Origin of the sequence: Micrococcus sp. GPGPB33, assembly GCF_037853785.1 — a bacterium.
GTDB classification, from domain to species: domain Bacteria; phylum Actinomycetota; class Actinomycetes; order Actinomycetales; family Micrococcaceae; genus Micrococcus; species Micrococcus luteus.
This window is the reverse complement of the sequence record NZ_JAQMWO010000002.1, coordinates 513,843-527,472: the sequence shown is the minus strand read 5'-3', so window position 1 is coordinate 527,472 and position 13,630 is coordinate 513,843. Positions and strand designations below refer to the sequence as shown.

13 protein-coding genes and 3 tRNA genes are annotated in these 13,630 nt (G+C 72.6%); 10 read left to right on the top strand and 6 right to left on the bottom strand.

The window, feature by feature from the left end:
• Positions 1-7: 7 nt before the first annotated feature.
• Both istB and POD19_RS02500 read right to left on the bottom strand, forming a co-directional pair.
• The gene (gene istB, locus POD19_RS02505) at positions 8-793 is read right to left on the bottom strand and encodes an IS21-like element helper ATPase IstB (RefSeq protein ID WP_010078636.1); all 786 of its coding nucleotides are present in this window, start codon (positions 791-793) and stop codon (positions 8-10) included.
• A complete protein-coding gene (locus POD19_RS02500) occupies positions 790-2,313 on the bottom strand; it encodes an IS21-like element ISMlu14 family transposase (protein WP_031943827.1) in 1,524 nt (507 codons plus the stop codon). Before POD19_RS02500 ends, istB begins: the two co-directional genes overlap by 4 nt.
• 186 nt (positions 2,314-2,499) lie before the next feature.
• On the opposite strand from POD19_RS02500, the gene POD19_RS02495 reads away from it, so the two are divergent.
• From POD19_RS02495 to POD19_RS02475, 5 genes are all read left to right on the top strand, one after another.
• Positions 2,500-3,012 (top strand): Nramp family divalent metal transporter, encoded by a 513-nt coding sequence (locus tag POD19_RS02495; protein ID WP_340309288.1) that lies wholly within the window; start codon positions 2,500-2,502, stop codon positions 3,010-3,012.
• Positions 3,013-3,043: 31 nt separating this feature from the next.
• A complete protein-coding gene (locus POD19_RS02490) occupies positions 3,044-3,421 on the top strand; it encodes a thiamine-binding protein (protein ID WP_144818632.1) in 378 nt (125 codons plus the stop codon).
• Positions 3,422-3,513: 92 nt separating this feature from the next.
• Positions 3,514-4,077, top strand: coding sequence for a GNAT family N-acetyltransferase (locus POD19_RS02485; RefSeq protein WP_144818630.1), 564 nt, complete (start codon positions 3,514-3,516; stop codon positions 4,075-4,077).
• Positions 4,074-5,003 carry a spermidine synthase gene (locus tag POD19_RS02480; protein WP_044658645.1) on the top strand — a complete coding sequence of 310 codons (930 nt, stop codon included), beginning with the start codon at positions 4,074-4,076 and terminating at the stop codon, positions 5,001-5,003. Before POD19_RS02485 ends, POD19_RS02480 begins: the two co-directional genes overlap by 4 nt.
• A 60-nt stretch (positions 5,004-5,063) precedes the next feature.
• On the top strand, positions 5,064-6,038 hold the full coding sequence (locus POD19_RS02475; protein ID WP_144818628.1) for a universal stress protein: 975 nt from the start codon (positions 5,064-5,066) through the stop codon (positions 6,036-6,038).
• 7 nt (positions 6,039-6,045) lie between these two features.
• Here POD19_RS02475 and POD19_RS02470 read toward each other — a convergent pair whose 3' ends face one another.
• Positions 6,046-6,441: a metallopeptidase family protein gene (locus tag POD19_RS02470; protein WP_144818626.1), complete on the bottom strand. Its 396-nt coding sequence runs from the start codon at positions 6,439-6,441 to the stop codon at positions 6,046-6,048.
• Positions 6,442-6,566: 125 nt separating this feature from the next.
• Between POD19_RS02470 and POD19_RS02465 the strand changes: the two genes are divergently transcribed.
• The 4 genes from POD19_RS02465 (at position 6,567) to POD19_RS02450 (ending at position 7,683) form a co-directional block, all read left to right on the top strand.
• Positions 6,567-6,639 (top strand) — tRNA-Glu (locus POD19_RS02465).
• A 116-nt stretch (positions 6,640-6,755) separates the two neighbouring features.
• A tRNA-Asp gene (locus POD19_RS02460) sits at positions 6,756-6,829 on the top strand.
• A gap of 72 nt (positions 6,830-6,901) precedes the next feature.
• Positions 6,902-6,977, top strand: a tRNA-Phe gene (locus POD19_RS02455).
• Positions 6,978-7,068: 91 nt separating this feature from the next.
• Entirely contained in the window at positions 7,069-7,683 is a 615-nt protein-coding gene (locus POD19_RS02450) for a cysteine hydrolase family protein (RefSeq protein WP_144818623.1), read from the top strand.
• 7 nt (positions 7,684-7,690) lie between these two features.
• Here the strand turns inward: POD19_RS02450 and POD19_RS02445 are convergent, their stop codons facing one another.
• Positions 7,691-7,957, bottom strand: coding sequence for a hypothetical protein (locus POD19_RS02445; protein ID WP_049147831.1), 267 nt, complete (start codon positions 7,955-7,957; stop codon positions 7,691-7,693).
• Between the two features lie 201 nt (positions 7,958-8,158).
• Between POD19_RS02445 and POD19_RS02440 the strand changes: the two genes are divergently transcribed.
• Positions 8,159-10,018 carry a BCCT family transporter gene (locus POD19_RS02440; protein ID WP_144818621.1) on the top strand — a complete coding sequence of 620 codons (1,860 nt, stop codon included), beginning with the start codon at positions 8,159-8,161 and terminating at the stop codon, positions 10,016-10,018.
• A gap of 82 nt (positions 10,019-10,100) precedes the next feature.
• Here POD19_RS02440 and POD19_RS02435 read toward each other — a convergent pair whose 3' ends face one another.
• The gene (locus POD19_RS02435) at positions 10,101-11,567 is read right to left on the bottom strand and encodes an amino acid permease (protein ID WP_144818619.1); all 1,467 of its coding nucleotides are present in this window, start codon (positions 11,565-11,567) and stop codon (positions 10,101-10,103) included.
• Positions 11,568-11,776: 209 nt separating this feature from the next.
• The gene (locus POD19_RS02430) at positions 11,777-13,600 is read right to left on the bottom strand and encodes a glycoside hydrolase family 13 protein (protein ID WP_144818617.1); all 1,824 of its coding nucleotides are present in this window, start codon (positions 13,598-13,600) and stop codon (positions 11,777-11,779) included.
• Between the last annotated feature and the right edge of the window lie 30 nt (positions 13,601-13,630).

Below are 13,630 nucleotides of genomic sequence, written 5' to 3'. Positions count from 1 at the left end.
GATGGGATCAGTTCAGTGGCATGACTCCCTTCCCGGCCATTGCCTGGGTCATCCGTACGGAGTCTCCGGTGGTCTGGCACACGTGGGCGTGGTGCAGGAGCCGGTCCACGGTGGCGGTGGCCAGGGTCTTGGGCATCAGCTCGTCGAAGCCGGCCGGGTGCAGGTTCGAGCTGATCGCTACGGAGCGTTTCTCGTAGGCGGCGTCCACGATGCGGTAGAGGCCCTCGGCGGCATCGTCGGCGACCGGCAGCAGGCCGATGTCGTCGATGACGATCAGGTCGGCGCGCAGGATTCGGGCGACGGCTTTGGTGATGGTGTCATCGGGCCGGTGGGCCCGGATCATCGCCCCGAGGTCCTCCAGGGTGAACCAGGCCACCCGCTTGCCCTCCTCCACGGCCTGCTGGCCCAGGGCCTCGAGGAAGAAGGTCTTGCCGGTGCCGGAGGGCCCGCAGACCACGAGGTTCTCTCTGCGCGAGAGCCATTCCAGGGTGCGCAGGGACTGCTGGGTCGGGGCCGGGATCGAGGAGGCGCCCGGATCCCAGGTCGTGAAGGTCTTGCCGGTGGGGAACCCGGCGGCCTTGCGCCGGGCGGCGAGCATGGATCGGGCCCGACCGGTGGTCTCCTCGACCAGCAGGGCCTTGAGGACCTCGGCCGGCTCCCAGCGTTGGGCCCGGGCGGTGGCCAGTACCTCGGCGGCGATACCGCGGGCGTGGGGCATCTTCAGCTGCCGCAACAGCGCCTCCAAATCGGCCGGCAGCGCCGGTGCGGCGGTGTTCGGGGTGTGGATGCTCACCGGGCTGCCCCCTCGGTGTTGGAGGTACCGAGGCCGGCCCAGCCGGCGGTGCCCTGGGTCAGGGACCGTTCCTCGGTGGCGGTGTGCATCCCGGTGCGGTGGCCGGCGGCGGTGAGCAGGGAGGCCAGGTCGCCGTGGGCGAAGCGCTGGTGCACCGCGGCCACCCCGAGGGCGCGGTCGACCTGGTCGGTGCCGGCGAGCTTGGCCAGGGTGACGGCCTCGGCCATCTTCTGACCGATCCGGCTGGTGCCGGCCGCGGCGGCCTCCACCAGCCAGGTCCTCGCTCCGGCCCCGATGGCCAGGAACTCGGCCTCCGCCGCCGAACGGGGCACCGGGGTGTAGTCCCCGGGCACCTTGTCCGTCTCGTGGCCGGGGAAGTGCGCGTCGTCGATGGCCGGGGACCCGGGCCGGGCCACCCGGTGCCGGGCGACCTCCACCGGCCCCTGCGCACCGGCGTGCATGATCACCACCATCGAGTCCGGTCCGGTGCCGTGATGGCGCACGAACACCTCGGCCCCGAGCAGGTGCGCGGGCACCGAGTACTGGGCGTTTTCGAAGGAGACCATCGGCGTGTTCTCCGGCACCTTCCGTCCCACCCCGTAGGCCACGGTGTGCGCCGTGGCGGGGATCCGATGCAACGCGCTGGTCTCCTCGGCGAGCATGTGGTCCGGGCGGCGCCGGGTCACCCGGTGCTCCCGGGAGTTCACCATGGCCATGAACCCCGCGCAGGCGGCCTCGAGCTCAGCGAACGAGGCGTACTGGTCCCGCAGGTTGGTGTCCTTCGGGACCAGGTCGGCCTTGGCCAGCTTCACCGCGTTCTCCACCCCGCCCTTGGCGGCCGGATCCGCTGGCTGGCAGGTCAGCACCTCCACGCCGTAATGCCGAGCGAACGCCACGGTGGCCTGGTTACGCACCGGCACCCCGGCCACATGAGAGACCGTCACTGTCTTCTCGTTATCCGTCAGCACATAGGTCGGCGCGCCCCCGATCAGCCGGAAGCACCGGTCCAGGGCGGCGAACACACTCGGAGCCGTCCTATCACGCAGGGCGATGACGATCCGGTAGCGGGACCAGGCCAGCCAGGCCACGAACAGCACCGTCTTGGCCCCGTCGATCGCCGGCCCATCGCCGAAGTCGTACTGCAGCCATGCGCCCGGCTCGGTGATCCAGGGCCGGTGCACCCGGCGCTTCCCGGCCCGCCAGGCGGCCTTCACCTCGGCCACCGCCCGCCGGGTGGAGCGCTCAGAGCCGGTGTAGCCCATTGCGGTGAGCTTGGCGTGCACGACATCGGCGCGGATCCTGCCCGTGGAGGCCTCGACCCATTCCTCGATCTTGGGCAGCCAGACATCGGTGACCTTCGGGCGGCTGGCTCCGGATCCAGGGGTCTGGCCGGCGTCGCGGGCCCGCACCAGCCGGGCCACGGTGTGATGGGAGCAACCGGCCAGCTCGGCGGCGCCCCGCAATGACTTGGTCAGGTCATAGGCACTGAGTATTTTCATGGTTTCTGCGGCATCCTTCATTCAGGGCCTCTTCCTCGCTGGATTCGATTCGACACCGATATCCAACCCGGGGAGGAGGCCCCCGCCGGCTCACGACGCGGCGGGCAACGAGCAACGCGGGCAAACCAGATGGCCAGCACCGGGCAGTTCCCGTGGCCATCACTGGGCAGTCCTCATGGCCGTCAGCGGGTCATTCCCTGGCCACCTATGGGCAGCTTTTCATGGCCGCTTACAGGCCTGCTCGACGTCGGCGACGTGCTGGCCGAGCGCTACGGCTCGGTGTGGTCCACGGTGTTCCTCATCGGATTCTTCGCCGCGTCCTTCTCCTCCCTGCTGGGCGTGTGGCACGGCGTCTCGCTGATGTTCGCGGACTTCTGGACGAACTTCCGCCGGCCCGCCGAGGAGCTGGACCAGGACGACGCGCCGTCGCTGTCCTCGAAGCCCGGCCGCTTCTTCCTGCTGTGGCTGACCCTGCCGCCCATGGCGCTGCTGTTCCTGGACCGGCCGATCTTCCTGATCCTGCTCTACGGCACGCTCGGCGCCCTGTTCATGCCGTTCCTGGCCGTGACCCTGCTGTTCCTGAACAACCGCAGGGACGTGCCGGCCCGCTTCCGCAACGGCTGGGTCCGCAACACCCTGCTGGGCCTGACCGCGGCCGTGTTCGTGGCGATCGGCGGGAACGAGCTGCTCAAGGCCCTGCAGCCAGTGCTCGGAGGGTGAGTCCACGGCGGGGGAGGGGCACACTGGTGTCATGATCGTCGCCTTCTCCGTCGCCCCCTCCGGCCAGCCCGCCGACGCCCACCACCTGCCCGGAGACGAGGACACCGCGTCCGTGCACCGCGCGGTGGCGGCCGCCGTCGCCGTGGTGCGCGCCTCCGGCCTGCCGCACCGCACCTCCTCGATGTTCACCGAGATCGAGGGGGAGTGGGACGAGGTGATGGAGGTGGTGCGCGCCGCCGTGGACGCCGTGTCCCCGTACGGCTCGCGCGTCTCGCTCGTGCTGAAGGCGGACATCCGCCCCGGCCACACCGGCGAGCTGGACGGCAAGCTCGAGCGCCTCGAGTCGGCCCTCGCCGAGGGCGAGGAGCGGCGCGCCGCCCCGGCCCCGCGCGACGGCGACGCCGGGTGACCCCCGGACGCTTTCGTTCGGGAAACGGCGGCGTGTCGAGGCGCTTTCGTTCGAGAAATGGCCGCCGCGCCGGCGGCCCGGAGGAGCAGCCCGTGGCTGAGTCCGTGACCGTGCGCCCTGCCGCACCCGGGGACGTCGAGGCGCTGCTGCGCGTCAAGGCGCGGTCGTGGCGGGAGGCCTACGGCGCGCTCCTGCCGTCCGCGTACCTGGACGCGATCGAGGCCCGGATCCCGGAGGACGTGCCCGCGTGGACCGCGCTGATCGGATCGGACCGTGACCTCTGGGTCGCCGACGACGGCGGCCGGCTGCTCGGCGTGGCGCTCGCGGGCCCGCGTCGCTCGGCGGCGGAGACGGGCCGGACGGGTGCGGACGACGCGGCCGCGTCGCCCGCCGGCCTGCCCGATGTGGAGCTCATGGTGCTCTACGTCCTGGCCGAGGCGTATGGCACCGGCCTGGGAGCGCGCCTGCTGGACGCCGTCGTCGGGGATCGCCCCGCGATGCTGCGCGTCCTCGCCGAGAATCCGCGGGCCGTGGCGTTCTACGCCAAGCACGGGTTCGCGGCCGTGGGGGCGCCGGAGCCGATGACCGGCCCGTGGGCCGGCCTGCACGAGCAGCTGATGGTGCGCCGTCTCCCGCGCGACGGGAATGCGGCGTGAGTCGCCGGTCATCGGCGCGCCGGGGCCGGGCCGCGGGCGGATCCGCCGGCCCCGCCGGGATCGAGCCGGGCGTCCACGCGATCACCCACGGCACCGCCGAGATCCGCGAGGACGCCTTCGAGCCGGACGCGTTCATCCTCTACGTCAACGGCGTCGAGTCCTCGCCGCTGGACCCCGAGCGCCCCGAACGCATGGCCTTCGAGTACATGCGCTGGGCCGCCGCGGCCGTCCGGGCGCACTGGCCGGAGCCCACGCCGCTGCGGGCCCTGCACCTGGGCGGCGCGGGCTGCGCGCTCGCCCGCTGGGTGGACCACGCGTACCCGGGCTCCCACCAGACCGCGGTGGAGATCGACGCCGGCCTGGCCGCCCTCGCCCGCGAGCGCTTCGGCCTGCCCCGCGCCCCGGCCCTGCGCATCCGCGTGGCAGACGCCGCCGAGGTCCTGGCCACGGCCCACCCGGCCAGCCGCGACCTGATCATCCGCGACGTCTTCGCCCCGGACCCCACGGACCTGACCGGTGCCCGCCACATCACCCCGCCGGGCCTCACCGGCCTGGACGCGGCCCGCGCCGCCGCGCGGGTCCTCGCCCCGGGCGGGCTGTACGTGCTCAACGTGGGCGGCGGGCCGGACCTGACGTCGGTGCGGGCGGACGTGGCTGCCGTCGTCGCCGCGTTCGAGCACGTTGAGGTGATCGCGGATCCGCCCATGCTCAAGGGGCGGCGCCGCGGCAACGTCATCGTGGCGGCCTCGGACGCCCCCGTGGCCCGCCCCGCCGCGGACGCCCCGCCCGGCTCCGACCCCCGCGACCGCCTGGCCCGTGCCCTGCGCATGGACGCCTTCCCAGCCCGGCTCGCGGAGGATCCACGCGGCTTCCCCGCGGGCGTCGCGCCCGGGATCACGGGACTCGTCCCGGGCCCCGAGGCGTAGACTGGAGGCACTCGGCCGGGTCCGCCCGGGGCCCGTCGAGCCTGACTCGAGGAGGTCGCCATGTCCGCCCAGACCCAGCCCGCCGCCACCCGCCGTGAGGACGCACCGCTCGGCGTCCTGGTGGGTGTGGACGGCTCCGACCAGTCCGTCTCCGCCGCCCGCTGGGCCCAGCGCGAGGCCGGCCTGCGCGGCGAGCCGCTGACCCTCGTCACCGCCTACTCGATCCCCGCGTACTGGGGTTACGGCGCGGACGCCGGCGGCGCCGTCCTGGACGACTCCCGTCTCCGCGAGGGCGTGCAGGCCCTCCTGGAGGAGGTCGCCGGCAAGCTCGACGCCGACGGGGTGCGTCCGGAGCTGCGTGTGGAGATCGGGGACGCGGCCGGCGTCCTCGTGGAGCTCTCCGCCGAGGCCTCCCTGCTCGTCTCGGGCGCGCGCGGCCGCGGCGGCTTCATGGGCCGCCTGCTCGGCTCGGTGGCCGCCGCGCTGCCCGGCCACGCGCACTGCCCGGTCGCCATCATCCCCGCCGGGGTCGAGGCCAGCCGCGCGGGGGACAGGACCGCCGTCGTGGTGGGCGTCGACGGTTCCGAGCAGGGTCGTGCCGCCGCTCTCGAGGCCGCCGAGGAGGCCCGCCTCCGCCAGGCGCCGCTGAAGCTCGTGTGCGCCGTCCCGCCCCTGGGCGCGAACGCCGCGTGGCTGGCCGTCAGCCTGGACGAGGAGGCCCGCGAGCGGGAGCTGCGCGAGCGTCTCGACGCCGGCGCCGCGTGGATCAGCTCCGAGTTCCCCGGCCTCGAGGTCCTCACCGAGCTCGTGGACGGCACCCCCGTGGACGTGATGGTGGACCAGACCGCCACCGCCCGCCTCACCGTGGTGGGCACGCGCGGCCTGGGCGGCTTCGCCGGTGCGATCGTCGGCTCCACGAGCCGCGGCGTCGCGGACCACGCGAAGGGCCCGGTGCTCGTCGTCCCGTTCCGCGAGGACGTCCGCCTCGGCCGCCGCGCCTCGTTCGGCCCGGTCCAGGACCAGCCGGAGTCCTGATCGGCGCTCAGCCCCAGCCGAGCTCGTGGAGGCGCTCTTCGGAGATGCCGAAGAAATGCCCCACCTCGTGCATGACGGTGACGGTGATCTCGTCCTCGAGCTCGGCGCGGGAGGTGCAGTGGCGGGTGAGCGGGCCGCGGAACACCACGATCCGGTCCGGCATCTGCCACGCGAACTCGGCGCGCTCGGTCAGCGGCACGCCCTCGTAGAGGCCGAAGAGCTCGGTGGTCGGGTCCTCCCAGCGCTGCGGCTCGTACTCGTCCTCCACCACCACGACGACGTTCGTCAGCAGCCGTGCCAGCTCGTCCGGGATGCGGGTGAGGGCCGCGGAGACGGCGTCGTCGAACTCCTGCTCGCTCATCCACGTGGCGGCGGGCTGCTCGGGCGACGGGCGGTGGTCCACGGTGGCTCCTGGGGGTGCGGGACTCCGCGGTGCGGAGGGCGGCCGGCCGGCGGCCGGACTTGCCGGAGGGTGTGCGGCCACCATAGACTCCCAGGGTCCACCTCGGGAATCTCGACACCGGACCTGCCCCTATCGTCTAGAGGCCTAGGACACCGCCCTTTCACGGCGGCGACACGGGTTCGAATCCCGTTGGGGGTACGCAGAACGGCCGCCCTCGGCGGCCGAAACGGCACGTGGAGCGTGGATTTGCACGGCGCTCGGAGGCTCTGCTAGAGTTTCCACTCGTTGCGAAAGCGGCGAGAACAACAGAACATGGCCCTGTAGCGCAGTTGGTTAGCGCGCCGCCCTGTCACGGCGGAGGTCGCGGGTTCAAGTCCCGTCAGGGTCGCTCGGATCGTCCGATCACCGGCATTCGGAAACGGAGTCCGGTGACGCATGGTCCTGGTGACGAAGGTCGCCGGGCTCTGTAGCTCAGTTGGTAGAGCGTACGACTGAAAATCGTAAGGTCACCGGATCGACGCCGGTCGGAGCCACCACTTCGAGAAGGCCCCCCGCAGACGCGGGGGCCTTCGTCGTCCGGGGCGACGGGCCGCTGACAGGCGGCGACGCGGTGGGCACACTGGGTCGATGCCCGATTCCCCCTCCGCCCGCGCGACCGGCGGCGAGACCGCGCTCGTGGTGATCGACGTCCAGCACAGCTACTTCGAGCATCCCTCGCTGGCCGCCCATCAGCCCGAGCTGACGGCGGCGGTCGTGGAACTGCTCCGGACCGCGCACGAGGCCGGCCGTCCCGTCTTCCTGGTGCGGACCGAGCACGCGCGGGACCGCTCCACGTGGACGTTGAACATGCTGGCCGACGGCGAGGGCTTCGCCTTCCCGGGCACCCGGCAGGCCGCTCTGCTCGACGGGGTCGCGGCGGCCGCCCCGGACGCCGTCGAGCTCGTGAAGACCCGGGACTCCGCCTTCCACGGCACCGGACTGGCGGCCGAGCTGCGGGGCCGCGGGGTGGATCGGCTCCTGCTGTGCGGCGTCTCCACCCACAGCTGCATCGCCGAGACCGCCACGGCCGCGTTCGCCCTCGACTTCCACGCCGCGATCGCGACGGACGCGATCGCCTCCGAAGAGCCGGCGCTGGCCGCCGCGATGCTCGACTTCCTCCGCGCCGAGATGCGTCAGCCGCTCCTCGGGCAGGACGAGGCACTCACCCTCCTGCGCACCGGCCTCGTCCCCGACCGGGGCTGAGGGGCGGTCACAGGATTTCGACGTCGCCCTCGTCCGCACGCGTGCGGTCCTGGGCGTCCTCCTCGATGTGCATGGCGGCGGACTCCGCATTGCGCAGGGAGTCCGGGGCGCGTCCCTCCCCGGCCCAGTGCTGCGGGTCGTCCGAGCCGCCGCGCACGGGCTGGCCGTCGCGGCCGTCCTGCGGCGCGGGGTCGCCGGCGGCGTTGGGATCGGCGAGCAGGTCCGTCTCGAGCTCTCGTTCGTCCTCGCGGTCCTCGAAGGGGACGTCGGTCATGGTGCGGTCCTTCCTCTCGCGGGCGGGCCCGTCCGGCCCCGCCGTCGTCGTGGTGCCCCACACCCTAGTGAGGCCGCCCACGCGTCACCAGGGGGCGCCCGCGCCGGGGCCGTGGGCGCGGTCACCCGGCCGGGTGAGACCGTCCACTCGGCCGCGTCTCAGGCGGGGGGCCTGCGCGCGGGACCACGTAAGGTCGGGAGGATGAGCGATCCGACACCGCCCTCGACCGAGCCCATGATCCCCGAGCAACCCGGGAACCATCCGTCCTCGGCGACCGCCCCCGACGCCGGCGTCGCCCCTGCCACCTCCGCCGCGGCCGCCCGCGACCGCGTCCTGCTGCCGTGGGTGTTCTGGCCCTCCGCGGTCATCGTCCTCTCCTTCGTGGTGGCCGCGCTGCTCGCCCCCGAGCAGATGACCGTGGGCATCGGCCTGGTCCAGCAGGCCATCATCACGAACTTCTCGTGGTGGTACGCCCTCGTCGCCCTGTTCTTCGTGCTGTTCTGCGGCTACCTCGCGTTCTCCCGGAAGGGGCAGATCACGCTCGGCAAGCCCGATGAGAAGCCCGAGTTCTCCACGCTGTCCTGGTTCTCCCTGCTCTTCGCGGCGGGCATGGGCATCGGCCTCGTGTTCTTCGGCATGACCGAGCCGCTCATGCACTTCACCGATCCGCGGCCCGACGTGGCGGCCGCCAACCCCACCCAGGCGGAGGCCGCCCAGTCGGCGCTGGCCACCACGTTCCTGCACTGGGGCCTGCAGCCCTGGGCGATCTACGCGGTGGTGGGCGTGGCGGTCGCGCTGGCCATCCACCGGCGTGGCCGTCCCCTCGCGCTGCGCTGGGCCTTCGAGCCGCTGATCGGCGAGCGCCGCGTGCGCGGCGGCTGGGGGCACCTGATCGACAACATCGCCCTCATCGGCACCGTCTTCGGCGTGGCCACCTCGCTGGGCCTCGGGGTCACCCAGATGTCCGCGGGCCTGCGCGCGCTGGGCATCGTGCCCGAGGACAGCCCCTGGCTCGAGTACGCCATGATCGGCGCGGTCACCTGCGTGGTGCTCTACACCGTGGTCTCCGGCGTGGAGCGCGGCATGAAGTGGCTGTCCAACACCAACCTGATCCTGGCCGCCGGCCTGCTGCTGTTCATCGCGATCGTGGGGCCCACCGCGTTCCTGTTCAAGGAGATGGTGCAGTCCCTCGGCTCCTACATGCAGTACTTCTTCGCGAACTCGCTCAACGTCTCCGCGTTCTACGGCGCCGAGGGCGACGCGTGGCAGGCCGGCTGGAGCGCGTACTACTGGGGCTGGTGGATGTCCTGGACGCCGTTCGTCGGCATCTTCATCGCCCGCATCTCGCGCGGCCGCACCGTGCGCGAGTTCATCGCCGGCGTGCTGCTGGTGCCCACCATGGTGGGCGTGGTCTGGTTCGGCATCCTGGGCGGCACCGCGATCTTCCTCGAGACCACCCGCCCGGCCGGGTACACCTCCGTGGTGGGCGCGGACGGCGCCATCGACTCGAACACCGCACTGTTCCAGGTGCTCGAGCAGCTGCCCGCGGGCATGCTGCTCGTGGTCGGCGCCATCATCCTCTCGGGCATCTTCTTCATCACCTCCGCCGACTCGGGCTCGCTCGTGATGGGCATGCTCGCCACGGGCGGCGACGTGAACCCGAAGGCCACGGTGAAGATCTTCTTCGCCATCGCCACCTCGCTCATGGCCGCGGCCCTGCTGGCCGCCGGCGGCCTGTCCGCGATCCAGGTCCTGGCCATCACGATCGGCCTGCCGTTCTCCGTGCTGATGCTGTTGATCTGCCTGGCCACGTTCCGCTCGCTCGGCTACTCCGTGGCGCGGGTGGAGGCGGTGCGCCGCAAGGCCATGCTGGCCTCCATCAAGGACCGCCTGGGCCTCGAGTCCGACGACGACGAGGTGGTCGACGCCGGCCCCGTGGCGGCCACGCAGTGGTGGGCCTCGCTGAGCCGGGACCACCAGCAGCGGATCGCCGATGCGGCCGCCGGCGTCCCGGCCCCGGAGGGGCCTCGCCGCACCCGGCTGCGCCGCCACGAGCACTGACATCCGGCCCCCGGGCACCCTCCCGGCCCCGACGAGAACGGCCCCTGTCCCGCGCGGGACAGGGGCCGTCGTCGTCCGGGGGTCAGTCCTCGTGGGACTGGCGGGTGCGGACCACCGGCAGGGTGCCGGTGCGGTCGTGGGCCGCGGCCGACGTACGGGTGCCCGTGACGAACCAGGCGAGGGTCAGGACCGCGACCCACACGAGACCGATGATGAGCGCCTGGCGCGAATCCGGGATGGTGGCCATGGTGATCACCACGGTGGCCACGAACGCCAGGCCCAGGTAGGTGCCGACGTCGCCCAGCGGCATGGGGAAGGGGGACGGCTCGGCGCCCTGCTCCGCGACGCGCCGGCGCATGGTGCGGTGGGACAGGAAGATCATGGCCCAGGTCAGCACCACGGCGAACGAGGCGACGCCGGCCACCAGGCTGAAGGCGTTCGGGTCCACGGTGATCAGCACCGCGCCGAGCACCATCACGCCCAGCATCACGGCCACGGACAGCCACGGCACGCCGCCGCGGTTGGTGTGGGTGAAGGCCCGGGGCGCCTGGCCGTCGTGGGCCATCGCGTAGAGCAGGCGACCGGACGCGTAGATGCAGGCGTTGATCGCGGAGACGGCGGCGGTGAGCACCACGAAGTTCAGCAGGTGCGGGGCGAAGGGGACGCCGAGGCCCTCGAAGATCTGCACGAACGGGCTGGCCTTGCCGTCCACCTGGTTCCAGGGGACGAGGGCCATGATGACCGTCATCGTCAGCACGTAGAACAACAGGATGCGGATCGGCACCGTGTTGATGGCCTTGGGCAGCACCTCCTCCGGGTTCTTGGCCTCGCCCGCGGCCACGCCGAGGGTCTCGATGCCGCCGAAGGAGAACGTCACGATGGTGAGTGCGGTCAGCACGCCCAGGATGCCGTGCGGCAGGAACCCGCCGTGGTCCACGAGGTTCGCCAGGCTGGCCTGGGTGCCGTCCGCGGTGGAGGCTCCGGTGAAGAGCAGGATCACACCGCCGAAGATCATCGCCACGATGGCCCCGACCTTCACGAGCGTCAGCCAGAACTCGGCCTCACCGAAGTTGCCGACGTGCGTGAAGTTGATCAGGCCGACCACGAGGATCGTGGCCGCGACCCAGGCCCAGGCCGGGACCCCCGGGAACCAGAACGCCATGTACGTGGTGATGGCGGCGGTGTCCGCGACGATCACGACGGCCAGCTCGAAGACGAAGGTCCAGCCGGTCACGTAGCCGGCGAAGGGGCCGAGATAACGGGAGGCGTAGGCGGCGAAGGACCCGGAGACGGGCTCCCGGAGCGTCATCTCGCCGAGGGCGCGCATCACGAGGAACACGGCGGCGCCCGCGACGAGGAAGGACAGGATCACGCCCGGCCCGGCGGCCTGGATGCCGCCGGCCGAGCCGTAGAAGAGGCCGGTGCCCACCGCCGTGCCCAGGGCGATGAACATGATGTGCCGCTGGCTCAGGCCGCGGTGCAGCTGCCCGCGGTCCGCGGTGGCCGCGCCGGTCTCGGCGACGCGGGAGCCGGAGGGGGAGGTGCTCACGTGAAGTCTCCGCTCGAAGGGGGGGGTGGATCAGGACACGCCATGGTGACTCGTGATACAGCGTTCATGCCACTTTGTCCGGTGTGATGCAAGTCATCGTGGACGTTACGTCGCGTTCGTCCGGCCAGGCCGGATGATGTGACCTCGCCCACCGCGGATTCCCCGCGGAAGGTCCGTGGCGCCCCGGCGGGTCCCGGGGCGCGCCGGGCTCAGTCCATGAGCAGCCACGCGGCGGCGTCGTGCGCGAGCCGCCCGTCCTGCACGGCCTCCGCCTCCTCGAGGGAGAACAGGGCCCGGGAATGGTTCGCGGGCAGGTCGACGGGCTCGGTCGACAGGTTCGCCATCACGAGCACGGTGCGCGCCGGGATCGGCTCGCCCGAGCCCAGGTGCCGGCCACCGCCCGAGGTGACCGTGAACGCCAGCACGCCGCGTGCGGGGTCGTGGTGCTCGGACCACGCGAACGTGCCCGTGCCCAGGTCGAGCTCGCCGCGGATCTGCAGCAGACGCCGGTACAGCTCGAACACGGAGCCCTCGACGCCGACCTGCCGGTCCGCCGCCAGCGCTCGGAAGGACGCGGGCTGGGGCAGCCACGGCGCGGCGACGCCCTCGGCGGCGGACGCGGGGCCGTCGTCGTCCGCGGGGGTCGAGAAGCCGTAGGACGGCTCGTCGGCGGCCCACGGCAGAGGGATGCGGCAGCCGTCGCGGCCGGGCTCCTTGCCGTCCGTGCGGAAGAAGTACGGGTCCTGGCGGTGCTCGGCGGCGAGGGTGGTGTGCTCGGGCAGGCCCAGCTCGTCGCCCTGGTAGATGTACGCGGAGCCGGGCAGGCCCAGCTCCACCATCGCGGCGGCGCGGGCCCGACGGCGACCGACCGCCTCGTCTGGCTGCTCGTCCTCGGCCGTGATGCCGGCGGGGTAGGAGCTCGGGTCGGCGAGGCCGTAGCGGGAGGCGTGGCGCACCGTGTCGTGGTTCGAGAGCACCCAGGTGTTCGGGGCGCCGACCCGGCCGGCCTGCTCGAAGGACCGGTCGATCGCGTGGGTCAGCGAGGCGGCGTCCCAGCCGGCCATGAGGTAGGTGAAGTTGAAGGTCTGGTGCATCTCGCCGGGGCGGACGTACCGGAACATCCGCGAGAGCGGGGCCACCCACGCCTCGGCCACCATCATCGGCTCGTGGTCGTAGGAGTCCAGGACCCGCCGCCAGTCCCGGTAGACCTCGTGGACGCGGTCCTGGTCCATGAACGGGGTGAGCGGCTCGAAGGTGTCCGGGTCGAACGTGGGGTCGGCGTCCTCGCCCGCGTCCGTGACCATGCCCATGCGGGAGTGCTCGGCGTCCGGGTAGCCGGGCTGCTTGATGAGCCCGTGGGCCACGTCCACCCGGAAGCCGTCCACGCCGCGGTCCAGCCAGAACCGCAGGATGGAGCGGAACTCCTCGCGCACCTCCTCGTTCTCCCAGTTCAGGTCCGGCTGCGTGGTGTCGAACAGGTGCAGGTACCACTGGCCCGGGGTGCCGTCCGCCTCGGTCACACGGGTCCAGGCCCCGCCGCCGAACGTGGACTCCCAGTTGTTGGGGGGCAGCTCGCCGTGCTCGCCGCGGCCCTCGGCGAAGTGGTAGCGGGCGCGCTCGGGGGAGCCGGGGCCGGCGGCCAGGGCGGCCTGGAACCACGCGTGCTCGGACGAGGTGTGGTTCGGCACGAGGTCCACGACCACGCGGATGCCGGCCTCGTGCGCGGCGGCGATCATCTCGTCCGCGTCCGCGAGCGTGCCGAACCGCGGGTCCACGGCGCGGTAGTCCGCGACGTCGTAGCCGGCGTCGTGCTGCGGGGAGAGGTAGAAAGGCGAGAGCCAGATCGCGTCCACGCCGAGCTGGGCCAGGTAGTCGAGGCGCGAGGTGACGCCGCGCAGGTCGCCCATGCCGTCCCCGTCCGCGTCCGCGAAGGAGCGCGGGTACACCTGGTAGATCACGGCGTCCACCCACCACGGGGTGACGGGCCGGTTCCGGGCTTCCGAGGGCGGGGTGCTCAGGCGCTGCGTGGTCATGGGATCCACCCTAGGCCCGACGCGGGAGCG

Excerpts from the sequence above, each read along its gene's own strand:
- POD19_RS02500 (WP_031943827.1), bottom strand. The coding sequence starts at position 2,313 with ATGAAGGATGCCGCAGAAACCATGAAAATACTCAGTGCCTATGACCTG.
- POD19_RS02495 (WP_340309288.1), top strand. The coding sequence starts at position 2,500 with ATGGGCAGCTTTTCATGGCCGCTTACAGGCCTGCTCGACGTCGGCGAC.
- POD19_RS02490 (WP_144818632.1), top strand. The coding sequence starts at position 3,044 with ATGATCGTCGCCTTCTCCGTCGCCCCCTCCGGCCAGCCCGCCGACGCC.
- POD19_RS02475 (WP_144818628.1), top strand. The coding sequence starts at position 5,064 with ATGTCCGCCCAGACCCAGCCCGCCGCCACCCGCCGTGAGGACGCACCG.
- POD19_RS02450 (WP_144818623.1), top strand. The coding sequence starts at position 7,069 with ATGCCCGATTCCCCCTCCGCCCGCGCGACCGGCGGCGAGACCGCGCTC.
- POD19_RS02445 (WP_049147831.1), bottom strand. The coding sequence starts at position 7,957 with ATGACCGACGTCCCCTTCGAGGACCGCGAGGACGAACGAGAGCTCGAG.
- POD19_RS02440 (WP_144818621.1), top strand. The coding sequence starts at position 8,159 with ATGAGCGATCCGACACCGCCCTCGACCGAGCCCATGATCCCCGAGCAA.
- POD19_RS02430 (WP_144818617.1), bottom strand. The coding sequence starts at position 13,600 with ATGACCACGCAGCGCCTGAGCACCCCGCCCTCGGAAGCCCGGAACCGG.